The organism is Thioclava sp. DLFJ5-1 (assembly GCF_002020115.1).
GTDB lineage: Bacteria > Pseudomonadota > Alphaproteobacteria > Rhodobacterales > Rhodobacteraceae > Thioclava > Thioclava sediminum.
In genome coordinates this window covers 984,567-1,007,065 of the sequence record NZ_MPZU01000001.1, presented here as the reverse complement: position 1 = coordinate 1,007,065, position 22,499 = coordinate 984,567, and the positions used below count along the sequence as shown (strand labels likewise).

General features: G+C 63.9%; 21 protein-coding genes. 15 read left to right on the top strand and 6 right to left on the bottom strand.

Going from position 1 to position 22,499, the window contains the following annotated elements; all coding sequences use genetic code 11:
• Positions 1–31: 31 nt before the first annotated feature.
• Positions 32–847: a helix-turn-helix transcriptional regulator gene (locus tag BMI86_RS04810; RefSeq protein WP_168173782.1), complete on the bottom strand. Its 816-nt coding sequence runs from the start codon at positions 845–847 to the stop codon at positions 32–34.
• Positions 848–974: 127 nt separating this feature from the next.
• Here BMI86_RS04810 and BMI86_RS04805 point away from each other — a divergent pair, with 127 nt between their 5' ends.
• From BMI86_RS04805 to ugpC, 12 genes are all read left to right on the top strand, one after another.
• Entirely contained in the window at positions 975–2,321 is a 1,347-nt protein-coding gene (locus BMI86_RS04805; protein ID WP_078539983.1) for a glutamine synthetase, read from the top strand.
• Positions 2,322–2,494: 173 nt separating this feature from the next.
• The gene (locus BMI86_RS04800; RefSeq protein ID WP_246831622.1) at positions 2,495–3,505 is read left to right on the top strand and encodes an extracellular solute-binding protein; all 1,011 of its coding nucleotides are present in this window, start codon (positions 2,495–2,497) and stop codon (positions 3,503–3,505) included.
• A gap of 62 nt (positions 3,506–3,567) precedes the next feature.
• Positions 3,568–4,656 (top strand): ABC transporter ATP-binding protein, encoded by a 1,089-nt coding sequence (locus BMI86_RS04795; protein WP_078539981.1) that lies wholly within the window; start codon positions 3,568–3,570, stop codon positions 4,654–4,656.
• A gap of 3 nt (positions 4,657–4,659) precedes the next feature.
• Complete coding sequence (locus BMI86_RS04790) at positions 4,660–5,532, top strand: ABC transporter permease (protein ID WP_078519942.1); 873 nt, start codon at positions 4,660–4,662, stop codon at positions 5,530–5,532.
• Positions 5,525–6,358, top strand: a complete 834-nt coding sequence (locus tag BMI86_RS04785; RefSeq protein ID WP_078539980.1) for an ABC transporter permease — start codon at positions 5,525–5,527, stop codon at positions 6,356–6,358. Before BMI86_RS04790 ends, BMI86_RS04785 begins: the two co-directional genes overlap by 8 nt.
• Positions 6,359–6,379: 21 nt before the next feature.
• A complete protein-coding gene (locus BMI86_RS04780) occupies positions 6,380–7,555 on the top strand; it encodes an iron-containing alcohol dehydrogenase (protein ID WP_078539979.1) in 1,176 nt (391 codons plus the stop codon).
• A 364-nt stretch (positions 7,556–7,919) separates the two neighbouring features.
• Positions 7,920–8,990, top strand: a complete 1,071-nt coding sequence (locus tag BMI86_RS04775; RefSeq protein ID WP_078539978.1) for a LacI family DNA-binding transcriptional regulator — start codon at positions 7,920–7,922, stop codon at positions 8,988–8,990.
• 1 nt (position 8,991) lies between these two features.
• Positions 8,992–10,254 (top strand): extracellular solute-binding protein, encoded by a 1,263-nt coding sequence (locus BMI86_RS04770; RefSeq protein WP_078539977.1) that lies wholly within the window; start codon positions 8,992–8,994, stop codon positions 10,252–10,254.
• Positions 10,255–10,322: 68 nt separating this feature from the next.
• Positions 10,323–11,390, top strand: coding sequence for a sugar ABC transporter permease (locus tag BMI86_RS04765; protein WP_078539976.1), 1,068 nt, complete (start codon positions 10,323–10,325; stop codon positions 11,388–11,390).
• 1 nt (position 11,391) lies between these two features.
• A complete protein-coding gene (locus BMI86_RS04760; RefSeq protein ID WP_078539975.1) occupies positions 11,392–12,270 on the top strand; it encodes a carbohydrate ABC transporter permease in 879 nt (292 codons plus the stop codon).
• A 6-nt stretch (positions 12,271–12,276) separates the two neighbouring features.
• A complete protein-coding gene (locus BMI86_RS04755; RefSeq protein ID WP_078539974.1) occupies positions 12,277–13,269 on the top strand; it encodes a levansucrase in 993 nt (330 codons plus the stop codon).
• 1 nt (position 13,270) lies between these two features.
• The gene (gene ugpC, locus BMI86_RS04750; RefSeq protein ID WP_078539973.1) at positions 13,271–14,341 is read left to right on the top strand and encodes a sn-glycerol-3-phosphate ABC transporter ATP-binding protein UgpC; all 1,071 of its coding nucleotides are present in this window, start codon (positions 13,271–13,273) and stop codon (positions 14,339–14,341) included.
• A 157-nt stretch (positions 14,342–14,498) separates the two neighbouring features.
• Here ugpC and BMI86_RS04745 read toward each other — a convergent pair whose 3' ends face one another.
• Genes BMI86_RS04745 through otnK form a run of 3 tightly spaced genes read right to left on the bottom strand, consistent with a single transcriptional unit; the run spans position 14,499 to position 17,340 of the window.
• Complete coding sequence (locus BMI86_RS04745; RefSeq protein ID WP_078539972.1) at positions 14,499–15,392, bottom strand: NAD(P)-dependent oxidoreductase; 894 nt, start codon at positions 15,390–15,392, stop codon at positions 14,499–14,501.
• A 39-nt stretch (positions 15,393–15,431) separates the two neighbouring features.
• Positions 15,432–16,070: a 3-oxo-tetronate 4-phosphate decarboxylase gene (gene otnC / locus BMI86_RS04740; protein WP_078539971.1), complete on the bottom strand. Its 639-nt coding sequence runs from the start codon at positions 16,068–16,070 to the stop codon at positions 15,432–15,434.
• Positions 16,063–17,340 carry a 3-oxo-tetronate kinase gene (otnK, locus tag BMI86_RS04735; protein ID WP_078539970.1) on the bottom strand — a complete coding sequence of 426 codons (1,278 nt, stop codon included), beginning with the start codon at positions 17,338–17,340 and terminating at the stop codon, positions 16,063–16,065. Before otnK ends, otnC begins: the two co-directional genes overlap by 8 nt.
• Before the next feature lie 198 nt (positions 17,341–17,538).
• Between otnK and ltnD the strand changes: the two genes are divergently transcribed.
• Both ltnD and otnI read left to right on the top strand, forming a co-directional pair.
• Complete coding sequence (gene ltnD / locus BMI86_RS04730; RefSeq protein ID WP_078539969.1) at positions 17,539–18,465, top strand: L-threonate dehydrogenase; 927 nt, start codon at positions 17,539–17,541, stop codon at positions 18,463–18,465.
• A 3-nt stretch (positions 18,466–18,468) separates the two neighbouring features.
• Positions 18,469–19,239, top strand: coding sequence for a 2-oxo-tetronate isomerase (gene otnI, locus BMI86_RS04725; protein WP_078539968.1), 771 nt, complete (start codon positions 18,469–18,471; stop codon positions 19,237–19,239).
• A 19-nt stretch (positions 19,240–19,258) separates the two neighbouring features.
• On the opposite strand, the gene BMI86_RS04720 is transcribed toward otnI, so the two are convergent.
• The gene (locus BMI86_RS04720) at positions 19,259–20,314 is read right to left on the bottom strand and encodes an aldo/keto reductase (protein ID WP_078539967.1); all 1,056 of its coding nucleotides are present in this window, start codon (positions 20,312–20,314) and stop codon (positions 19,259–19,261) included.
• A 40-nt stretch (positions 20,315–20,354) separates the two neighbouring features.
• The gene (locus BMI86_RS04715) at positions 20,355–21,038 is read right to left on the bottom strand and encodes an aspartate/glutamate racemase family protein (protein ID WP_078539966.1); all 684 of its coding nucleotides are present in this window, start codon (positions 21,036–21,038) and stop codon (positions 20,355–20,357) included.
• Between the two features lie 467 nt (positions 21,039–21,505).
• On the opposite strand from BMI86_RS04715, the gene BMI86_RS04710 reads away from it, so the two are divergent.
• Complete coding sequence (locus tag BMI86_RS04710; RefSeq protein ID WP_208607944.1) at positions 21,506–22,432, top strand: ABC transporter permease; 927 nt, start codon at positions 21,506–21,508, stop codon at positions 22,430–22,432.
• Positions 22,433–22,499 lie beyond the last annotated feature (67 nt).

Here is a 22,499-nt window from a genome sequence, read left to right as displayed (position 1 = left end):
CGTCTCGGAGTCGTCGGCGCTGGGCGGAGGGCTACCCAGGTCGACGCTGCTGCAACTGACCCGCCACCGAACTTTCGTCCAGCGCCTTCAGGAAGAGCGAGAAAAGCTGCGCCTGAGACGAGATCGACAGCTTCCGGTAGGCGTTCTTGCGATGGACCTTCACCGTCTCGTCGCTGATCTCGAGATTTGCGCCGATCGCCGTGGTCGAATAGCCACGCAGCACCATCGCAATCACCTCGGTCTCGCGCGGGGTCAGAACGCCACCGGCAATTCGGTCGAGCAGGACCTGCAGAGGGGGCAGGGCGGTCTCCGCCGCATCGTCGCGTGCCTCGCGCGTTGCCGTGACGCCCCAATGGCCGCGCATCAGGGCTTCGATGACGGGCCCCACCTCGGCGAGACGCGCCCGCTCGCGCGCACTGAAAACCGGCTGGCCGCGTTCCCGGGCGAAGCTGATCACCGCGACCCGCTTCGGCCCGATCGCGGCGAAGATGCCGATCTCGTCGCGAATGCCGGTGCGGCTGTAATGCTTGGCGTAATATTCCGATTGGAAGAACTTGTCCGGCGCCATCTGTCGAAGACCGGCCATCCCCGAGCGCCGCCGCTCGGTCTCGGCGTAGAACGGGTCGAGCAGATACGGACCGGTGCAGTAATCCCAGATCACGATCCGCGCCGCATCCCGCGGCAGATTGTGGTAGAGCGATTGCGGCGTCGCGTTGCCCTCATAGGCAAAGACCATGCAAATCTTGTAGGGAAACAGCGTCTCCGTCGCCCGGTCGAGCGTTCGGGCGAACTCTTCGGTCCCCATCGCAGTGATCGCATCGGCGATGCGCTCATTCCATCCTGACATCGTTCCCGGTCTCGCTTCGATCCGCGGCGCCCGTTGCGGGGAACGCGGCATACCCCTCGGGGGGTATTGGTAGGCTCAGCCAAGGCTCTAAGCTGAACCGGATCAGGAAAAAATGGAATGCTGCGGAATGCAAGCTGATACCCCCTATCATGTCGATATGCACGAAATGCTCGATCGGATCGGCGCACAATATGTGCATATCGGGATTTTCGATCAGGACGGGATGTTCCGCGTCAAACGGGTCGCGCGTGCCAAGGCGGAGAAGCTGGCCAAGGGCGGCTACCCGTTCTGCGATGTGCTCTACAATTGGGACAGCGCCGAGGAAACCTACGGGAGCGGCGACTATACCGATGTTCCGGCGCAGCTTTTCCCCGAGACGGTGCGCGCCTGGCCCTTCGAGGGCGATCAGGCGATCTGCATCGCCGATTATGCGATGCCCTTCGGAGAGCGGTCGGGACGAAATCAATTGATCCGCCAACTCGAGAAAGCGCGAGACATGGGCTTTTCGGTCCATTCGGCTTTCGAGTTCGAGTTCAACCTGCTCGACGAGGACGCGGCGAGCCTGCGCGAAGGCGGGTTTGCCGAGCCCAAGCATTACGCGTTGGGCAATAAGACCTACTCGCTCGAGACGCTGGCGAATGAGCACGAGCTGCTCGATGGGCTCGTGGCGATGATGGAGAGCCTCGGGATCGGTCTCGACGCGCTGCATACGGAACTTGGCCCCGGCTGTCTCGAAGTGCCGCTGACCCATGCTCCCGGTGTGAAAGCCGCCGACGATGCGGCCTTGTTCAAGAACTTCGCGAAGACCTATTTCCGGCGCCACGGGCTCACCGCCTGTTTCATGTCGAAGCTGAATGAAAACCTCTCGGGGCAGTCCGGGCACCTGCATGTCTCGCTGCGCAACCTGACCGACAACAGCCCCGCCTTCGTCGATCCCGGCGATGCGGACGGGCTGAGCAAGACCGCCCGGCATTTCATCGCCGGGCTGGTCGCCTTGATGCCGGAGATGCTCGCGCTGTGCAGTCAGACGGTGAATGCCTATCGCCGGATGGTTCCGGGGATGTGGGCGCCCACGGCGGCCTCCTGGGCGATCCAGAACCGCACGGTCGCGGCGCGGGTGATGAATGACAGCCCCGATGCGACGCGTGTGGAGTTCCGTGTGCCTTCGGCAGATACGAACCCGCATCTGGCCCTGGCGATGTGCCTCGGAGCCGGGTTGTGGGGGATCGAGAACGAGCTCGATCCGGGCCCGCCTGCCTCGGGCGATCAGTATCTTCTGGACCCGTCGCCCGACACCCGTTTCCCGAGCGATCTTGGCATGGCCGCCGAGCGGTTGAACGAAAGCAAAGTCGCTCGGGCGATTTTCGGCGACGTGTTCATCGACAGTTTCGTGCGCGCGCGGCGCCACGAATACGCTTCTTTCCTTCGCCATGTGAGCACGTGGGAACGCGAAAGATACCTCGAGGTCGTCTGAAACAAGAAAAGAAAGCTGGCCTTGATCCAACCAACCGGGAGTAAAGAGAGATGACAAAGTCCAAGGGAATACCGATGTTTTCGCCCAATCGCCGGACCTTCTTGCAGGGAATGGGCGCGGCAGGGCTCGCGGGGGCAGGGTTGATGCCGCGAAAGGCTCATGCCGCCACTTCCATGAAATTCATGTGTTGGGAGGGCTATGACAGCCCCGACATCATCAAACCCTTCGAGGAGGCGAACGACGTTTCGATCTCGATCGACCTCATCACCGACAGCCCTGGCGGGTTCGCCAAGCTCGCAGCCGGCGCATGGCGCGATTTCGACGTCGTGGCCACCGATAGCCCGTGGGTGCAGCGCATGGGGCCGGCCGATATCGGGGAATTCCTCGACGATGCCGAGTTCGCCGATGTCTACGAGAGCTTCTACCCGCAATTCCGCGCCCCCTTCGCGCCGCTGGATTTCGACGGGAAGACGACGGGCCTGCCGACGCGCTGGGGCTGGGTCGGGCCGACCGTCAATACCAAGTATGACAAGCTCGAGAACTGGAGCAGCTACGCGCCTTGTTTCGATCCGGCCTACAAGGACAAGATCTGTGTGCTCGACTGGGGCGACTGGCCGATCATGCCGATGGCGCTCTATGCCGGGATCGATCCCTACAAGGAGCTCGACGACGCCGAGCTCAACGAAATCCGCCTCGTGCTGCGCGCGCTCTTCAAAAACACGCGGGCGATTGTCGGAGACTTGTCGGTCGCGCAGAAAGGCCTGATGGACGGCTCGTTCAGAACCCTGATTGGGGGCGGCACCTACTGCACCTCGGCGCTGCGCAAGGATGGCCAGAAAGAGATCATGTCGATCGTGCCGGAGCCCAAGGATGGCTTGAACCAGGGCATCATCTGGATGGAAGCGGGCGGCATCGTGAAAGACCCGGTCGACGACGCCAAGGCCAAGGCGCTGCTGCGCGACCTGACCTCGCCGGAAGTGGCCGTCAAACTCGCCTGGACGGAAGCGACTTGCAACCTCGTGCCCTCGCAGGAAGCCGAAGCTCTGTTCACCGACGAGCAGAAGGACGTGCTGCAGATGGATTACATGTGGGAGGCCTGGGACAAGTCCCACTTCCACAACGTGGCTCCGAATATCGACCAGATGCTTGAGATCTGGTCTCAGGAACTGGCCGCCGCGCGTTGATCTCCCGATTTGCAAGGGCGGTTTCGCCGCCCTTGCTCCCTTTCTGAGACAGGAAGTCCCCCTTGGTTTCTCCCATCATCAAAGCCACCGGAATCGATAAATACTACGGCACCTATCGCGCACTGACCGATATCTCATTGGAAGTCGCCAATGGGGAGTTTCTGGCGCTCGTCGGGCCTTCGGGCTGCGGCAAGACCACGTTGCTCAAGATCCTGGCCGGTTTCGAGGACCTGTCGGCAGGCAGTCTCGTGATCGACGGGGAGGATATGACGGAGATCCCTGCCTCGGCCCGCCCGACGCGGATGGTGTTCCAGAAGCTCGCGCTCTTCCCGCACAAGACCGTCGCGCAGAATATCGGCTTCCCGCTGCATCTGGCCAAACGCCCGAAGCCCGAGATCGACGCCGCCGTGCGCCGGATGTTGGAGCTGATGCATCTCAAGGAGAGCTATCTCAACCGCTATCCGCACGAGCTGTCGGGCGGGGAGCAACAGCGCGTGGCGCTCGCGCGGTCGATGGTGTCGCAGCCGCCGGTGCTGCTGCTGGACGAACCGATGAGCGCGCTCGATGCGAAGCTCAAGAAATCCCTGCAGGCCGAACTCAAGCACCTGCATCGCCATGTCGGGACGAGCTTCGTCCACGTCACGCATGACCTAGAAGAGGCAATGATGCTCGCCGACCGGATTTGCGTCATGCGCGCGGGGAAGATCGTGCAACTGGGCGAGCCGTCCGAGATTTATTACCGCCCCGCGAATGCCTTCGTGGCCGGGTTCATCGGGGATACCAACCTGCTGCCCGCCAAGGTCACGCAAGAGGGCGATGCGTTCCGGTTCGCCTGCGACGTTCTCGATTGCGCAAACCCGATCATTGCCGCCGATCAGGTCGCGCCCGGTGTCGCGGCAGGGACTGATGCCGCGCTGATGATCCGTCCGGAAATGCTGCGCCTGCTTGCGCCGGGCGAAAGCGCTGACTGCACCATCACCGGGACGGTGAACGAGTATTTCATCCGGGGCGCATCGATCCAGTATCGGATCGCGGCGGCCGGAACCGAGATCGTGATGGATATCCCCGGCACCTCCACCTTGCCGGCGAAGCAGGCCGATCCCGTGAAGCTCGGCCTCGCGCTGGGCGACCTGTTCGCGGTGGAGGCGTAAGCGATGGCCGAGATACAGAAATCCTGGCGGGACGGGGCATTGCGCCTGTCGACCTTGCCTCTCTTGCTGCTGATGGGACTGTTCTTCGTGATCCCGCTGATCATGACGGCGCTCCTGAGCTTTCAGGGCACGCAATACTATCGGCTTGTCTGGACATGGGATCTGAAGGTCTGGACCGACGTGTTCAGCCAGGTCCACTACTGGACGATCATGTGGCGCACATTGATGATGGCACTGGTTTGCACGGTCCTTTGCACCATCCTCGCGATCCCGATCGCCTATGGCATGCTGCATCGCCTGTCGCGCTGGTCCGACCATATCACGCTGCTAATGGTCTTCGCCTTTCTCACCGATGCGGTCCTGAAGACCTTCGGTTGGGTGCTGTTTCTCGACCGCTCCGGCGTGTTGAACGGCACGCTCGAGGCGATCGGGTTCCCGCCAGCTGCGGTGAACGTGCTGTTCACGCCGAACGCGACGATGATCGGCATGGTCTACAATCTGCTGCCCTACACGATCTTCACCATCGCGCTCTCCATGGCGCGGATCGACGGAGATCTGGTGCTCGCGGCACGCGACGCGGGCGCGTCCCGGCTGCGCGCCTTCATCGAGGTGACCTTGCCGCTTGCAAAGCCCGGCATCTGGGCGGGGGCGGTTCTGGTGTTCGTTCTCAGCCTCGGCGTGTTTCTCGAGCCGAAGGTGATGGGGGGCGGGACCTCTCCGCTCGCGGCGGAACTGATCCGACAGAGTTTCGAGACCCGCGTGAACTGGCCCCTGGGAGCGGCGCTGACGCTCGTGCTGATCGTGATCGGGGCGGCGGCTTTGACGGTGGCCGGAGCGGTGGCGCTCTGGCAGGCGCGGAGGGGGACGAATGACTGATCGCATGGAAAAGCGAATTGCGGATGTCCTGCTTTACGGCTCCGTGATCGCCGCGCTGATTTTCTTCTACATCCCGATTGCCACGCTGGTGCTGTTCTCCTTCACCAAGAGCCGCTTCCTGTCCTGGCCGATCCCCGAATTCTCGACCCGCTGGTATGGCGAGTTGCTGGCGGATCGCGACTTCTGGTCCGCGCTTGGCAATTCGGCGCTTCTCGCGGTGCTCGCGACGGTCTTCGCGACGCTACTTGGCATAGGCGGAGCCTTCGCCTGGAGCCGCTACAAGTTCCGCTTCCAGTGGGGCTTTCGCATCCTGACCTTCGCGCCGCTCCTGTTCCCGCAGCTTCTGCTGGGTGTCGTGATGCTCTTGTGGTTCTCGGTGCTGGCCGGCTGGCTGAACATGTCGCCCGGGCTTTGGTCCGCGGTGATCGGGCATGTCATCTACATCACGCCGTTCTGCATCGTGATCATCTCGGTGCAGATGCAGGGCTATGACAATACGCTCGACTATGCCGCCGAGGATGCGGGGGCGACCCGCTGGCAGATCCTGCGGGAGATCACGCTTCCCCTGATCTGGCCGGGGATCTTCTCGGCCGCGATCTTCGCCTTCCTGCTATCGTGGGGGAATTTCTACATCACCTACAGCCTCTCGGGCTCGACACGCACGCTGCCGACCTTCGTCTTCTCGGGGATCGCGGTGGGTTCGTCCCCGATCTACCCGGCCCTCGCCACGCTGACCTTCATCCCCGCCTTGGTATTGATCTTCGCCGTCGACAGGTTGCGCAAACGCGCCGCCCGTCGCCGCCTGAGCGCGATTGCCGAGAGCTGATAACTTCGACAGGACCTTCCCATGAGTGAATTCGATTTTGCGAGCCTCCACGCGCGCTGGAGTTTCCCGACGCAAGTCTGGTTCGGAGCCTGGCGCCTGTCCGATCTTCCCGCAGGCTTGGCGGAGATCGGTGCGACGGCACCGCTGCTGATCACCGACAGAGGTCTCGCCACCTATTCGATCGCAACGCAGGCGCTGGAGATCGTGAAAGCTGCAGGCATGGAGCCCGGGTTCTTCCACGATGTGCAGCCGAACCCCACTGTGGAAAATGTCATGGCGGGACGGGAGGTCTTGCGCAAAGGCGGCCATGATTGCGTCATTGCGCTTGGCGGGGGCTCCGCGATGGATGCTGCCAAGGCGGTCGCGATGATGGCGGGGCAGTCGCGCCCGCTGATGGATTTCGAGGATGTCGGCGACAACTTCCGGCGCGTTCAGACCGAGGGAATGGTGCCTGTCATCGCGATCCCGACAACGGCAGGGACGGGCTCCGAATTCGGCAGATCGTCGGTGATCACCGATACCCAGACCCATCGCAAGGTCATCATCTTCCACCCCGAGATGCTGCCGGAGCTGGTCATCCTCGATCCGGAGTTGACCGTTGGCCTGCCGCCCACTCTGACGGCCGCGACCGGTATGGATGCGCTTTCGCATGCGCTCGAGGCGCTCTGCGCGCCGGGCTGGCATCCGATGGCCGATGGCTTGGCCCTGACGGCGCTGAAGATGATCGACGGGGCTCTCGCGACGGCCTATTGGGAGCCTGAAAATCTGGAGGCGCGCTCGAACATGATCGTCGCCTCCGCGATGGCCTGCACGGCCCTGCAAAAGGGGCTCGGGGCGGTGCATGCCTTGGCGCATCCGCTGGGCGCGCGTTACGATGCGCATCACGGGATGCTCAATGCGGTGCTGATGCCCCATGTGCTCCGCTTCAACCTGCCTGCCGTGAGAGAGCAGATGGCGACCCTCGCGCATGAATTGCGGCTCGAGGGCAACGATCCCGGCGCGGCGGTTCTTGCCTGGCTCGAGGCGTTGCAGGCGCGCATTGATATGCCTTCGACGCTGAGCGAGATGGGCGTCAAGGTGGACGAAGGTGATATTCCCGCTCTGGTCGCCGATGCGTTGCGCGATCCCTGTGCCGGAGGCAATCCGATCCGTTTGGACGCGGAAGGGGTCGAGCAGATCTTGCGGGCCGCCCGCTGACTGCCGGGCTGCGGCGCATGCGATCCTCAAAGCATGGGGGAGCGGCCTGTCGTCGCTCGGCGTCGATCTTGTCGTGCTGCGCGGCTACAATCGGCCCGAGAACGATCGCGCGCGTGCGAGCCCTGCGCTTCACCTGCGCGGAATATGCATTCCGAAGATATTGAACCGCTTATCGATCTCCCGGACTTCGTGGTGGTGCTGAGTGTTCTGGGAGAGCACCAGTTCGGGATAGCGCACTTCTTTGGCGCACGGGGCAGGGTCTAAGGATCGCCTCCCAACTCAATTTGACATCGATGACATTTCTGATTATGACATCGATGTCTTTTGGGAGTCGCGGAGTTTTCTCTGCGTTGGAGGGGCCGTCGTGTCGACGATTTACGATGTAGCAAAGCTGGCCGGCGTTTCGCCGAAAACGGTGTCGCGCGTCGTGAACGGGGATGCGCCGGTCGGCAAAAAGACCCGCGAGAAGGTGGAAGCTGCCATTCGCGAGTTGAAATATGTCCCCTCGAGCGCGGCACGTATGATGCGCTCGAACCGGTCGGGGCTGATCGGCGTCGTGACGGGGGCGATTTCGCGCACGGCCGAGCTGTCCGACCCCAAGGGGCTGCCCGATCTGTTCATCCTTCAGGGCATTCAGCAGGTCGTCGCCGAGCGCGATCTGACCTTGATGATCGCGGATACGGCCGGACAGATCGACAAGGTTCCCGCGCTCCTGCGCACGTTTCAGGAGCATCGGGTCGAGGGGCTGATCTATGTCGCCGACTATCACAAGCGGGTGGCCTTCGAGACCGCGACACCGGCTTGCCCGCTGGTGCTCGCAAACTGCTACGACGCCCATGGCACCCCGGCGATCGTGCCCGACGACAAGGCGTGTGAGAAACGGCTCGTCGAGCGTCTGACCGCGCATGGCCACAGGCGCATCGCCTATCTGACATTCGATCCCGCGATGGATGCGGTGCCGCTTCGCATCGAGGGGTATCGCGAAGCGCTTGAGGCTGCGGGGATCGCCTACGACCCCGCGCTCGTATCGACAGGCTACCCGATCAACACCGAATTTCTGCACCGGTGGCTCGACGAGGCGCTCGACCGGATCCTCGCGCTGCCGGAACCGCCAACCGTGATCTGCTGCGGCAATGACGAGATGGCGATGCAGCTTTACGGATTGCTGCGCACCCGCGGCATCCGTGTCCCGGAGGATATCTCCATTGCCGGTTTCGATAATTACCGTGCGATCGCAGAGACCCTCTACCCGCCGCTGAGCACGGTCGAACTGCCCTATGCCGAGATGGGCAGGCAGGCGGCCGAGCTTTTGCTTTCCTTGATCTCGGAGGAGGCATCCCGTCCGCACGACCCCGTGCGGGTGGCGGGACGCGTATTCTGGCGCTCCTCCGTGACCGACCTCGAACTCGAAAGCCAGACATCCAAGGGAGGATGACATGAAACTATTGAACGTGACGGCCGGGGCGGTCATTGCCGCCACCGGGTTCTGCAGTGCTGCCTTCGCGACCACCGATCTGACGATGTGGTATCACGGCGCAGGCAACAAGGTGGAGAGCAAGATCGTCCACCAGATCATCGACGACTTCAACAAGAGCCAGTCGGACTACAAGGTCGCGCTGCAGAGCTTCCCGCAAAACAGCTACAACGACTCGGTGACGGCAGCAGCCCTCGCGGGCAACCTGCCCGACATTCTCGACATGGATGGGCCGATCATGCCGAACTGGGCTTGGTCGGGCTATCTGCAGCCGCTGCCGATCCCGGAAGATCACTTCAAGGATTTCCTGCCCGGCACCAAGGGCGTCTATGACGGCAAGCTCTACTCGATCGGGCTGTGGGACGCGGCGGTCGCGCTTTATGCGCGCAAGTCCACGATGAAAGAGCTGGGGCTGCGCACGCCCACGCTCGACAAGCCCTGGACCAAAGACGAGTTCATGAACGCGCTCGAGGCCGCGAAGAAGAGCGGCAAGTTCGACTACGCGATCGATCTGGGCATGTCGGACAAGGGCGAGTGGTATCCCTATGCGTTCCTGCCCTTCCTGCAGAGCTTCGGCGGCGGGCTGGTCAACCGCGAGACCTATGACACCGCAGAGGGCGTGCTCAACGGCGATGCCGCGATCGCCTGGGGCAACTGGTGGCAGTCGCTGTTCACCGAAAAGCTGGCGCCCGGCACCAGCCAGGACCCGGCAGCCCATGAAACCGGCTTCATCGACGGCAAATACGCCTTCTCGTGGAACGGCAACTGGAACGCGGTCAAGACGATGGACAAGGTCGACGATGTCGAGTTCCTGCCCGCGCCGGACTTCGGCAACGGCTCCAAGATCGGCGGCGCGTCCTGGCAGTTCGGCATCTCGGCCAGCTCCAAGGCTCCCGAAGGTGCGGCGGAGTTCATCAAGTTCGCGACGCAGGACAAGTATCTGGCGGAGTTCTCGGATGCGCTCGGCCTGATCCCGGCTACCAAGTCTGCCGCGCAGATGACCAAGAACTACAAGACGGGCGGTCCGCTCGCGGTGTTCTACGGCCTGTCCGAGGCGCAAGCCGAGAAACGTCCGGTGACGCCCGGCTACGTCGTCGACTCCAAGGTGTTCCAGAAGGCCGCCGCGGATATCGCGGACGGGGCTGACGTGATCGACACGCTCGATTCCGCCACCGACCAGATCAACGACGATATCAAGCGCAACGACGGCTACAAGAAGAACTGAGCCGCTGTGCCGCGGGGGCGCGCGATTGCCGCGCCCCCACCTCCAACTTCAGACCGGGAGACCGCGCCATGCGCTCGTCACTGACTTCCGCCAATCGGGCGGGATGGGCCTTTGCCCTGCCGGGCATCGTGCTGATCCTCGCCTTCATCATCACGCCTTTCTTTCTGGGCGTCGGCTTCTCGCTGACCAACCAGCGGCTGATCTCGCCCAATGCCACGCGTTTCGTCGGCCTCGAGAACTACCGGGAAATGCTCAACATCGCGGTGGTCGACCTTCAGGCCAAGACCGATAGCGCGGGCAAGACCGTCACCGATGCCGACGGGCAGGCCGAATTTCCCCGCCTGCGCTCCATCACGCGCAACCCCGACACGCCGCAATATCACGGCATGCAGGAATGGTTTCGCTGGGTCTCGGGCGACACGGCGCATGTGGTGATCGCAAGCGACGTCGTCTTCTGGAAAGCGCTGCTCAACACCTGCATATTCGTGCTGATAGTCGCACCGATACAGGCCGCGATCGCGCTGGGTCTCGCACTGCTGATCAACCAGAAACTGCGCGGGATCACGATCTTCCGCACCATCTATTTCATGCCTGTGGTCGTCTCGATCGTCGTCGTCTCGCTGCTCTGGCGTTTCATCTATTCGGGGCAGAACGGGCTCTTGAACAACATGCTGTCCTTCCTGAGCTTCGGGCATTTCCAACCCGTCGACTGGCTGGGCAATCCACATACCGCGCTTGGCGCGATCATCACGATGTCGATCTGGCAGGCGGTGGGCTTCCACATGGTGATCTGGCTTTCCGGGCTTCAGACGATCCCGCCCACGCTTTACGAGGCCGCAGCGATCGAAGGCTCGTCGAAATGGCAAACCTTCCGCTATGTCACCTGGCCGGGGCTGCGTCACACCGCGGTGCTGGTGCTGATCGTGATCACCATGCAGGCCTTCGCGATCTTCGCCCAGATCGACGTCATGACGAAGGGCGGGCCGCTCGACTCCACCCAGACGCTGGTCTTCCAGGCCGTGCAACGCGGCTACGGAATGCAGAACATCGCGGGTGGCTCGGCGATCTCGGTGATCCTGTTCCTGATCGTTCTGGTGATTTCGATGATCCAACGCTGGCTGACGAGGGAGCGCTGAAATGACTGTCATTGGTTCCGATAACCGCAATCTGCGGCTGGGTGTGCGCTATCTCGTGCTGATCCTGATCGCGCTGATCTTCGTTCTGCCGCTGCTGTTCATGGTGATGTCCAGCTTCAAGCCCAGCGACGAGCTGCTGCGCGACACCTCGAGCCTGCGCGCCTTCCTGCCGGTGGGCCAGCTCAGCCTCGACAACTACACCGGCGCCTTCGAGCGCGCCCCGGTCGGGCTTTTCGTCTTCAACTCGATCTTCGTGACCGGGACGACGGTGCTGCTGTCGCTGGTGATCTGTTCGCTCGCCGGGTTCTCCTTCGTCTTCCTGCAATGGCGCGGGCGCGATGTGATGCTCTCGATCATTCTCGCGACCTTCATCGTCCCGTTCGAGACGATCGCGATCCCGCTTCTCCTGGAAGTGTCGAAACTGCCCTGGCTGGGGCTGGACGGGCTCAGTTGGGGCTGGCTCGACAGCTACCGCGTGCAGATCATCCCGTGGATCGCGGACGGGCTGACGATCTTCCTCTTCGTGCAGTATTTCAAAGGCCTGCCCGGCGAGTTGATTGAGGCAGCCCGCGTCGAGGGCGCAAGCTGGTTCCAGATCTATCGCCGCGTGGTGATCCCGCTCTCGGGGCCCGTCATCGCGACCGCCGCGATCCTGAAATTCCTGATCATGTACAACCAGTATCTCTGGCCGCTGATCGTGGTCCAGCAAGAGCAGTATCGCCCGGTGATGGTCGGCCTGCAGTATTTCTTCCAACTCAACCCCGCCTGGGGGGAGATCATGGCTTACCTGACGCTGATCACGGTGCCGGTTCTCGCCTTCTATCTCGTGCTTCAAAAGGCGTTCATCGCCTCCATCGCCTCTACCGGCGTGAAAGGATAATCCGACATGGTTCTCGCACTCGACAAGCAATGGGTCTGGGACAGCTGGTATGCCCATGACGGCGAACGCTGGCATGCCTGGTTCCTCAAGGCCGACAAGTCGCTCGGCGATCCGGACCTGCGCCACTTCAACGTGAGCCAAGGCCACGCGGTCTCGGACGACCTGATAAGCTGGCACCATCTGGGAACGTCGCTGACCCCGGCTCCGGCCCCGGCCTGGGACGATCTGGTCACCTGGACCGGCTCGGTGCTGCGCGACGATGACGGGCTATGGCACCTGTTCTACACGGGCGGTCGGCAATCCGAAGACGGGCTCTATCAGCGCATCGGTCACGCGACCTCGCACGACATGCACAATTGGGACCGCGTGGGCGACGGGCTCTGCCTCGACCTGACCGGCCCCAATGCCGCGCAGTACGAGGCCGAACACATGGTCGGTCACTGGCACGACCGGGCGATGCGCGACCCTTGGGTGATGCGCGACCCCGCAGGCGATGGCTGGCTGATGTATTTCACCGCCCGCGCCCCCGGCATCGAAGAGGCGAACGCGGCCGGGGCCATCGGCTTCGCCACCTCGCCCGACCTGATCCACTGGGACCTCCAGCCGCCGGTCTTCGTCGGCGGGTTCGGTCAGCTCGAAGTGCCGCAGGTCTTCGAGGAGAACGGACGCTGGTATTGCCTGTTCTGCACCGCCGCCGAGCACTGGAGCCGCGCGCGCATCGCGGACACCGGCATGACCCCGGTGACCGGCAACCACTACCTGATCGCAGACGACCCGCGCGGGCCGTGGCGGATCGCCCCCGGCTTTCTCGATGGCGCGAACCCGTGCCGGCGCTATGCCGCACGCATCCTCAAGACCGCCGAGGGTCTGGTGATCATGGGGTTCGACGACAACGGCCACGACCATTTCGTCGGCCAGATCCGGGACCCGGAGCCCGTTCTCGTGGATGCGGAGGGCTATCTTCACATCGATCCGGATGCCGAGCAGGGAGGGAAGTGACATGGCAGACATCAAGCTGCGCGGCCTGCGCAAGAACTATGGTGCGCACGAGGTCATCCGCGGCGTCGATATCGACGTGGCCGATGGCGAGTTCTGCGTCTTCGTAGGCCCCTCGGGCTGCGGGAAATCCACGCTGCTGCGGATGATCGCCGGGCTCGAGGACATCTCGGGCGGCACGCTGGAGATCGGCGGCGAGCGCGTCAATGACGTGCAGCCCCGCGAACGCGGCGTGGCGATGGTGTTCCAGAGCTACGCGATCTTCCCGCATATGAGCGTGCGCGACAACATGGCCTTCGGCCTCACCATCTCGGGCGCGTCGAAAGCCGAGAAGGCGGAGAAAGTGCAGCGCGCCGCCGAAATTCTGCAGATGGAGCATCTGCTCGACCGTCGCCCCAGCCAGCTCTCGGGCGGCCAGCGCCAGCGTGTCGCGATCGGGCGCGCGATCACCCGCAACCCTTCGGTCTTCCTCTTCGACGAGCCGCTCTCGAACCTCGACGCGGCGCTTCGGATGGACATGCGCATGGAGATCGGCAAGCTCCACAAGCAGCTGGACGCGACGATGATCTACGTCACCCACGATCAAGTCGAGGCGATGACGCTCGCCGACAAGATCGTGGTGCTGCGCGACGGGCTGGTGATGCAGTCGGGCTCGCCGATGGAGCTCTATCACAACCCGGCCAACCGCTTCGTCGCAGGCTTCCTCGGCGCGCCGTCGATGAATTTCCTCGAGGTCGAAGTCCTGGAAGCCGATAGCGAAAACGCCAAGGTCGCGCGTCACTCGATGGACCCGATCGTCGTCCCCGTGCGCGGTCGCAAATTCGCCCCCGGCGACACCGCCCTGCTGGGCCTGCGCCCGCAATACGTCACCCCCAGCACGCCCGATGAGGGCGTCCTGCACGGTCAGGTATCGCTCGTCGAGCGGCTGGGCAGTGAAACGGTCGTCGATCTGGCGATGGCGGACGGCACGAGCCTGATCGCCGCCTTCAGCGAGGACAAGCAGTTCGAACGCGGTGAGCGGATCGATCTGGCGTTCGACCCCGCCCGGACGCATCTGTTCCACCCCGATGAGTGAGGGGTGGCACCCATCGGCCCCTGAGCCCATCCTCCCGGTGGACCTAAGGTCGGCCATGTTCGAACATTCAAACCGGACCGCTCGGGCGGAGCCGATAAATGCTCAGCCCGACCATTTCTGGCCGGGCTGAGACGTCGCTTCCGGGAGGTGCGTGGGCTCAGTCGAGCCCGTTCGCGCGTGCTACGAAATCCGCGAGATGCGGCACGTAATCTTCAGAGCCGTCGCCACCGGTCGCCATCGCCATCGCGAAGGCGTTCTTGGCAGTGCTGGCGAGCGGGGTCGCGACGGTGGCGGCATTCGCCATCGTCTCGACGTAGCGCAGATCCTTGTAGGCATTGGCGAGGGTGAACTTGTGCGCCTCGCGGTTGCCCTCGAGCGCGTAGCCCATGAAGGTCTGGTAGAAGCTGCAATCCATCCGGCCGCCGCGGATCACCTTGTCGAACTGCTCGATCGGAATGCCGACCTTGCGCGACAGCGCGAGGGCTTCGGAATAAAGCGCGGCATAGCCGAGAGAGATGAAGTTGTTGAGCAGCTTCATACGGTGGCCGTCGCCCAGACTGCCCACGCGCACGATCTTGCCCGCCCAGGTGTCGATGACCGGTTCGATGCGAGCGAACAGCTCTTCATCCGCGCCGACCATGCAATCGAGCGTACCTTCCCAGGCCTCTTTCGGGGTGCGGCTGAGCGGCGCATCGGCATAGGCGACGCCGATTGCCTCCATGTCCTGTGCGAGCTTCATCGTCATGGTCGGCTCGCCGGTCGAGCAATCAATGATCACGCTGCCTTCTTTCAGGCCCGGGGTCAGCTTCGCGACCGCCTCGGCGGCCTCGGGCGCGCCGGTGAGGCACAGGAAGATGATCGACGAACGGGCGGCGAGGTCTTCATAGGAGGTCGCCTCGGTCGCCCCGCGCGAGACCAGGTCCTCGATCGGCTTGCGGTTTCGGTGGGCGATCACGGTCAGCGGATAGCCTTTCTCGACGATGTTCTTGGCCATGCCGTGGCCCATCAGGCCGGTGCCGATGAAGCCGATGGTTTCCTGGGTCTTAGTCATTGGGTACTCCGCTTGGGTCGGTAGGTCGTGAAATTCGGGTCAAAGATTGAAGCGCTTGCGCAGGTCCGCGACCTGCGACTGGGTGAGCGGGCGGATCGCGTGGCCTTGCAGCGCGAGGAACAGCTTGGAGGTCTCCTCCAGCTCTTCGGCGGCGTATTGCGCGTTCGACAGGCTGGTGCCTGCGACGACGGGGCCGTGATTGGCCAGCAGCACCGAGTGATGCGCGCTGGCGAGCGAGCGCACGGCCTCGGCCAGTTCGGGATCGCCCGGCGCGTAATAGGGGACCAGCGGCAGCTTACCCACGCGCATCACGTGATAGGCGGTCAGCGGCGGCAGCACGTCCTCGGGGTCGATATCGCGCAGGATCGAGACGGCCGTCGAATGGGTCGAGTGCAGGTGGATCACCGCGCCCGCCTCCTGACGCTCGTCATACATCGCGAAATGCAGGAAGGATTCCTTGGTCGGCTTGTCGCCCGAGACGAAGTTGCCGTCCCGGTCGAAGAGCGAGATCCGGGCCGGGTCGAGTGTGCCGAGCGAGGCGTTGGTGGGCGTCATCAAACAGCCGCCATCGGGCAGCCGCGCCGAGATATTGCCCGAAGACCCGGCGGTCAGGCCGCGGTCGAAGAGCGAGCGCCCGATGGTGCAGATCTGGTCGCGCAGACGCGTTTCGTCAGACATGTTCGGCCTCCGGCTCCAGCAGGTCCCACGCCTTGAGGAAGAAATCCTCGGCACCGAAATTGCCCGATTTGAGCGCGAGCGCGAGGCGCGGGCCGGACAGGCTCATCGTCCACGGCACGCCGGGGTCGATCTCGGGACCGATGTCGAGCAGGCGCACGCCGAGCGCAGTCGTCACAGCGCCCGACGTCTCGCCACCCGCGATCAGCATCCGGGTGAACCCAGCGTCGCGCAGGCGTTCGGCGACCGCGGCCAGCGTGTCTTCGACCAGCGCGCCGGAGGCGTCACGGCCCAGACGGGACTGGATTTTGCTGAGTTGCGCAGGATCGGCGCTGGAATAGATCAGGGGTGTGCTGTCGGCGGGTTGCGCGATGGCCCAGTCGGCGATCTCATCCGCGCTCTGTCGGCCTTCGGTCAACGCCTCCACGTCGAGCGCGCGGCTCGGCAGGCCCGCCGCTTGCGCCGCCGCGATCTGGCCACGGGTCGCAACCGAGCAGGAGCCCGCGAGGATCGCGCAGCGGCCCTCCGGGGCTGGCATCCGATCCGGTGCGATATGCGCGTCGCTCTGGTCGCGAAGGGCTGCGGCCAGACCCAGACCGATGCCCGAGCCGCCGGTGATCAGCGGCATCTCCGCGCAGGCCGCGCCGAGCGTCATCAGATCCGATTCGTCGATCGTGTCGGTGACGACGATGCGGGTGCCAGCGGCGCGTGCAGCGTCGAGCGCTTTGCGCAGCGCGGCCTCTCCCTGCCGGATCGTGGTGATGTCGATGGAGCCCACTTTCAGCGCCGTCTGCCGCCCCAGAACCCGCACCAGATCGGGGTCGCGCATCGGGGTGAGCGGGTGATCTTTCAGCGGGCTTTCCGACAGCAGGCGGTCGCCCACGAAGAGGTGGCCCTTGTAGACCGTGCGCCCGGTCGCCGGGAAGGCGGGGCAGGCGATGGTCAGGGTCGCGCCGGTGACCTCCATAAGGGCTTCGGTGACGGGCCCGATATTGCCTTCGTCGGTGGAGTCGAAGGTCGAGCAATACTTGAACATCAGGCGCTGCGCCCCGGCTGCGCGCAGGGCTTTCGCGGCCTGTAGCGACATCTCGACCGCGTCGGCTGCCGGAATGGTGCGCGACTTCAGCGCGACCACCACCGCATCGGCGCCCGACAGGTCCATTTGCGGCCCCGGCAGGCCGATGACCTGCCGCGTCTTCAACCCGCTGCGTGACAGCATCAGGCACAGGTCAGTGGCGCCGGTAATATCGTCGGCGACCGCTCCGATCAGCATGGAAATTCCTCCCTCGGTCCACAGATCGCCGATCGCCCCGACGGCTCGGGACGGCGATTTCACATAGCCCTTGCCAAGCCGTTGCGGCTCGGGCTAACGATGTAATGACAACGCTATCATTCCAGCAATGCAAGCGCAAGATGGACGCTGGGAGGGGGCGGAGTGAGACTAGAAATCGGCGATTGAGAGGTATTCCGCATGAAGTCACCCCAAGAGACGAAGGTCTGTGTCATCGGTCTTGGATCGATGGGCTTCGGCATGGCCGAGAGCTTGCTGCGAGACGGGTTCGCGGTGACGGGCGTCGATGTGAATGCCGATGCGATGGAGCGCTTCGCGGCCCTTGGCGGCGCGGTTGCGGCTGACCCTGCGACGGGTGCGCAAGATGCGGATCTGGTGATCGCCGTGGTCGTCAATGCCGACCAGACAGAGCAGGTGCTTTTCGGACCGGGCGGCGCCGTTGCGACCATGTCCAAAGGCGGCGTCGTGATGTCCTGCGCCACGATGGCGCCCGATCTGGCGCGCGTCTTCGCCAAGCGCTGCGCCGAGGTGGGCGTGGAGTATCTCGACACGCCGATCAGCGGCGGCGCCGTGCGTGCGGCCAGCGGTGAATTGACGATCATGGGCTCGGGGCCGTCTGCGACCTTTGCGCGCATCCGCCCGGCGCTCGATAGCGTCGCGGCCAAGGTCTACGAGCTGGGCGAGGAGGCGGGCACGGGCGCGGCTTTCAAGGTGGTCAATCAGCTTCTGGCTGGGGTGCATATCGCGGCGGCCTGCGAGGCGATCACCTTCGCCAAGGCGATGGATCTGGACCTGGAGAAGGTCTACGAGGTGATCACCGCCTCGGCAGGCAATTCCTGGATGTTCGAAAACCGGGTGCCGCATGTGCTCGAGGGCGATTACAGCCCGCGCAGTGCGGTGGATATCTTCACCAAGGACCTCGGGATCGTGGCGGATATTGGGCGGGACATGAAATTCCCGACGCCGATTGCAAGCACGGCCATGCAGATGTTCGTCATGACGGCGGCGGCCGGAATGGGGCGCGATGACGATGCCTCGGTGGCGCGGATGCTGGCAGATATCGCAGGTCTCGAATTGCCCACCGCAAACCCCGCGAGCGAGGGCTGAGCGATGCCGAAATTTGCCGCCAACCTGACGATGATGTTCACCGAGCACGATTTTCTCGACCGCTTCGCTGCGGCGAAAAAGGCAGGCTTCGATGCGGTCGAATATCTCTTTCCCTACGACCACCCGCCCGAGGCGATTGCGGAGCGGCTGCATGAGCACGGGCTGACGCAGGCGCTCTTCAATCTGCCGCCCGGCAATTGGGCGGCGGGTGATCGCGGGCTGGCGGCTCTGCCAGAGCGGGGAGAGGAATTCCGGGCCTCGATCGACACCGCGCTGCGTTACGCAGAGGCGACCGGGGTCGGACGGGTCCATGTGATGAGCGGGCTTGCGTCGCGCCAAGATACGGCAGCGCGGCAGGCCTATCGCGACTCGCTGCGGCGGGTCTGTGAGGCGGCCGGGGCGCAGGGGCGTGACGTGGTGATCGAGCCGATCAACACGCGCGACATGCCGGGCTATTTTCTGAATGATTTCAGCTTCGCCGCCGATCTGATCGCGGCGTTGGGGCTGCCCAATCTCAAGCTGCAATTCGACATCTATCACCGCCAGATCCTGCACGGTGACGTGCTGATGGGGCTGCGGGAGATGGCGCCGATCATCGGGCATGTGCAGATCGCTGCCGTCCCCGAGCGGCATGAGCCCGGCACCGGTGAGCTCGACGATACGCGCATCCTGCATGAGCTGGACGCGCAGGGCTATGACGGGTTCGTGGGGTGCGAATATCGCCCGGCGGGCCGGACCGAGGATGGTCTGGACTGGATGCGCGCCTTCGCCTGAGACGAAGGCGCGCACCTGATCAGTTCTCGATGTAGTCGCGATGCAGCGCCCAGTCGCCCGGGCTGAACCGGTCCGAGGCGAATTGCTGCTGGTGCCAGTAGGGATAGATCACGGGCAGTTTGCTGACCTCGTGCAGCCGCTTCAACTCGTCCTCGTTCAGCTCCAGATCCACGGCGCGGAAATTGTCGCGGAACTGCTGTTCGTTGCGTCCGCCGATGACGAGCGAGCTGACCGCGGGACGCGTCAACAGCCACGCCAGCGCGACCTGCGCGGCAGAGACCCCATGCGCGTCGCCGATCTCGACCAGCGTGTCGACGATGTTCCACAGCTTCTCTTCGTCGCGGATCGGCGGCTCGGTCCAGCCCGCGAACTGACGCGAGCCTTCCGGAGTGTCCTTGCCGCGGCGATGCTTGCCCGACAGGAGGCCGGCGGCGAGCGGGCTCCAGACCAGCACACCCAGCCCCTGATCGACCGAGATCGGGAGCAATTCGTACTCCGCCTCGCGGGCCTCGAGCGTGTAGTGGATCTGTTGCGCCACGAAGCGCTCGCGCAGGCTCCGGTCGCTGACGCCGAGCGCCTTCATGATGTGCCAGCCCGAGAAGTTGGAGCAGGCGATGTAGCGGACCTTGCCCTGTTGCACGAGCGTATCGAGCGCCGAGACCATCTCCTCCATCGGGGTCACGCCGTCCCATTCATGCATGTGGTAGATGTCGATGTGGTCGGTGCGCAGCCGCTTGAGCGAGCGTTCGCATTCGCGGATCAGGTGATAGCGCGAGAAGCCCTCGTCGTTCGGGCCGTCGGCGATCCGCATCCGCGCCTTGGAGGAGATCAGCACGTCGTCGCGCCGACCGTCGAGCACTTCGCCAAGGATCTCTTCCGAGAGGCCGGTCGAGTACATGTTCGCGGTGTCGTAGAGGTTGATACCGGCGTCGATGCAGGTGTCGACCAGCTTGCGCGCTTCGCTGACGCCTTGGGCGCCGACGGCCTTGAAGGCGCCCGCACCGCCGAAGGTGAACGTGCCCATCGTGAGCACCGAGACCTTGAGCCCCGATCGTCCTAGGGTTCTGTATTTCATGGATATCTCCTCCTCTTGAGTACCGTTTCTTCAGGCGCGATCAGCGCGCCAGACGTCTTGCTGCATGGGCGATGCCCAGCGTCGGGCTGGTCAGGACCGGCGGGTCATCCGCGCTCGGTTCGAGCCGTTCGAGCGCGCGTGCCATCGAGGCCTGTGCCAGAACCACCACGTCGTTTTCGCGGGCGAGCCGGGCGATGCCTTCGGCCACCCGCGCGTCATGTCCTTCCCGGTCGCCCGATTGCAGCGTCTCGAAGGCGCCTTCGACGACCTCGCTCGTGATGGTGCTGTCCGCCCCGGCCTCGCGGCTGACGCGTTCGACCAGTTCGACGGTGGGTGTCAGGGTCGATTGCAGGGTTGCGAGCACGCCGATGCGGCGGCCTTTTGCGACGGCCTCCTGCGCCATTCCCTCGTCGATACGGATCAGCGGGACGGGGCAGAGCGGTGCGATACGTTCGACCGCGCCGCCGAGGCTGGAGCAGGTCACGAGCACGGCTTCGGCCCCCGCATCGACCGCCGACCAGATCATGCCCGTCAGGCGTCGCGCCGTCATCGGGCTGACCGACCCCTCGCGGATCGTGAGGCGCAAAAGGCTCTCGTCGAGCATGTTGAACACTTTCCAGTCGGGCAGGTGCTCCTGCGCCAGACCTTCGAGTTCCGGGATCAGCCCGGCGACGGTGTGGATCATCGCCAGAGGGCGGGGTGATTCGTGTCTTCCGTCGGTCATCGGCGGGCTCCTTTTCTGCGGTCGGAGCGCTGTCGCTCCGTTGTCTATGATAGCGCTGTCATATTTTGCGAGTATCACCACGGACCCGGCTCGATGACAAGCCGGAATGTCTCAAGACCCTTGTTTGAAACGCTTTGGCGGGGCTCGGAACTACGTTCCGCCGGGGAGGGCGCGTCGTTCCGACACCTGTCCTGAGACAAGTTTTTGTTATTTGCTGATTGACAAGTCGTCTTTGCAGTTCGCAATATGACAGCGCTGTCACCGGAGGAATGGCAGCGCTAGCATTTTCGGGCGTATCCCCGTCCGACCCGCCAGCCCCTCACCGACGCGATCGGTTCCGGGATGAGCGAGTGGAACGTCGGGGATGCGGAGAAGGGAGGGGCGTTTTGGCACTGTCGGAAAATTCGGTCACGCCATCGGAAAGGAAATCCATGCGAGTCCTGCATCAATTGCTTCAACTGCGTCACATGCGTGAATTCAACGTTCTGATCGCGTTGATCCTGATGGGGCTGCTGATCAGCCTGTTCACACCGTATTTCCTGACCGTGTCGAACCTGATGGGCGTGTCGCGGGCATTCTCGCTGACGGCGATCATGAGCATCGGCATGGTGATGGTCATCATCACCGGCGGGATCGACCTGTCGGTTGGCTCCGCGATGGGGCTTGCCGGTCTGATCACGGCGCTCTGTTTCGACGCGGGCTATTCGCAATATGCGGCGGTGGCTGCGGGGCTCGGTGTCGGGCTTGCCTTCGGGCTGACCAACGGGCTGCTGATCACTGCGATCGGCCTGCCGCCCTTCATCGCGACGCTCGGCACGCTGAGTATCGGGCGCGGCCTTATGTACATGATCACGCACGGCGTGCCGCTGACTCCGGAGACGCCCGAGAGCTTCAGCTTTCTGGGGCAGGGCTATGTCGGCCCGGTGCCGGTGCCGGTGGTGATCCTGCTCGTGCTGACGCTCATCTTTACGGTCATCATGACCCGGACCCGTTTCGGTAGGCACGTTTACGCCACGGGCGGCAACGAGAACGCGGCGCGTCTGAGCGGGGTGAAGGTTCAGCGCGTCAAGCTCGCGGTCTACGTCCTGTCTTCGACGATTTCCGCGCTGGCCGGCGTCATCGCCTTCTCGCGCTATCTTTCGGCGGAACCGGCGTCCGGCTTTGGCTCGGAACTTGAAGTGATCGCCGCGGCCGCGATCGGCGGGGCGAGCCTCGCGGGCGGTATCGGCTCGGTGCTCGGCGCGGTCATCGGGGCGGCCCTGATCGGCGAGATCGCCAACGGCGTCGTGCTGCTCAACATCAACACCTATGCCCAGCAGGCCATTACCGGCGGCGTGATCCTGATCGCGGTCAGCCTGGACGTGCTGCGCAATCGGATGGGCGGGCGCGGCTGAGCCGCGCCGTCCGGGAAGGAACAAGATCAAGAAGCCGGACCGCGTCTCGAAGAGGAGAGAGCGGCGC

What these genes read in the sequence shown, in the direction of transcription:
- BMI86_RS04810 (WP_168173782.1), bottom strand. Translation starts at nt 847, where the DNA reads ATGTCAGGATGGAATGAGCGCATCGCCGATGCGATCACTGCGATGGGG.
- BMI86_RS04805 (WP_078539983.1), top strand. Translation starts at nt 975, where the DNA reads ATGCAAGCTGATACCCCCTATCATGTCGATATGCACGAAATGCTCGAT.
- BMI86_RS04800 (WP_246831622.1), top strand. Translation starts at nt 2,495, where the DNA reads ATGAAATTCATGTGTTGGGAGGGCTATGACAGCCCCGACATCATCAAA.
- BMI86_RS04790 (WP_078519942.1), top strand. Translation starts at nt 4,660, where the DNA reads ATGGCCGAGATACAGAAATCCTGGCGGGACGGGGCATTGCGCCTGTCG.
- BMI86_RS04785 (WP_078539980.1), top strand. Translation starts at nt 5,525, where the DNA reads ATGACTGATCGCATGGAAAAGCGAATTGCGGATGTCCTGCTTTACGGC.
- BMI86_RS04780 (WP_078539979.1), top strand. Translation starts at nt 6,380, where the DNA reads ATGAGTGAATTCGATTTTGCGAGCCTCCACGCGCGCTGGAGTTTCCCG.
- BMI86_RS04770 (WP_078539977.1), top strand. Translation starts at nt 8,992, where the DNA reads ATGAAACTATTGAACGTGACGGCCGGGGCGGTCATTGCCGCCACCGGG.
- BMI86_RS04765 (WP_078539976.1), top strand. Translation starts at nt 10,323, where the DNA reads ATGCGCTCGTCACTGACTTCCGCCAATCGGGCGGGATGGGCCTTTGCC.
- BMI86_RS04760 (WP_078539975.1), top strand. Translation starts at nt 11,392, where the DNA reads ATGACTGTCATTGGTTCCGATAACCGCAATCTGCGGCTGGGTGTGCGC.
- BMI86_RS04755 (WP_078539974.1), top strand. Translation starts at nt 12,277, where the DNA reads ATGGTTCTCGCACTCGACAAGCAATGGGTCTGGGACAGCTGGTATGCC.
- ugpC (WP_078539973.1), top strand. Translation starts at nt 13,271, where the DNA reads ATGGCAGACATCAAGCTGCGCGGCCTGCGCAAGAACTATGGTGCGCAC.
- BMI86_RS04745 (WP_078539972.1), bottom strand. Translation starts at nt 15,392, where the DNA reads ATGACTAAGACCCAGGAAACCATCGGCTTCATCGGCACCGGCCTGATG.
- otnC (WP_078539971.1), bottom strand. Translation starts at nt 16,070, where the DNA reads ATGTCTGACGAAACGCGTCTGCGCGACCAGATCTGCACCATCGGGCGC.
- otnK (WP_078539970.1), bottom strand. Translation starts at nt 17,340, where the DNA reads ATGCTGATCGGAGCGGTCGCCGACGATATTACCGGCGCCACTGACCTG.
- ltnD (WP_078539969.1), top strand. Translation starts at nt 17,539, where the DNA reads ATGAAGTCACCCCAAGAGACGAAGGTCTGTGTCATCGGTCTTGGATCG.
- otnI (WP_078539968.1), top strand. Translation starts at nt 18,469, where the DNA reads ATGCCGAAATTTGCCGCCAACCTGACGATGATGTTCACCGAGCACGAT.
- BMI86_RS04720 (WP_078539967.1), bottom strand. Translation starts at nt 20,314, where the DNA reads ATGAAATACAGAACCCTAGGACGATCGGGGCTCAAGGTCTCGGTGCTC.
- BMI86_RS04715 (WP_078539966.1), bottom strand. Translation starts at nt 21,038, where the DNA reads ATGACCGACGGAAGACACGAATCACCCCGCCCTCTGGCGATGATCCAC.
- BMI86_RS04710 (WP_208607944.1), top strand. Translation starts at nt 21,506, where the DNA reads ATGCGTGAATTCAACGTTCTGATCGCGTTGATCCTGATGGGGCTGCTG.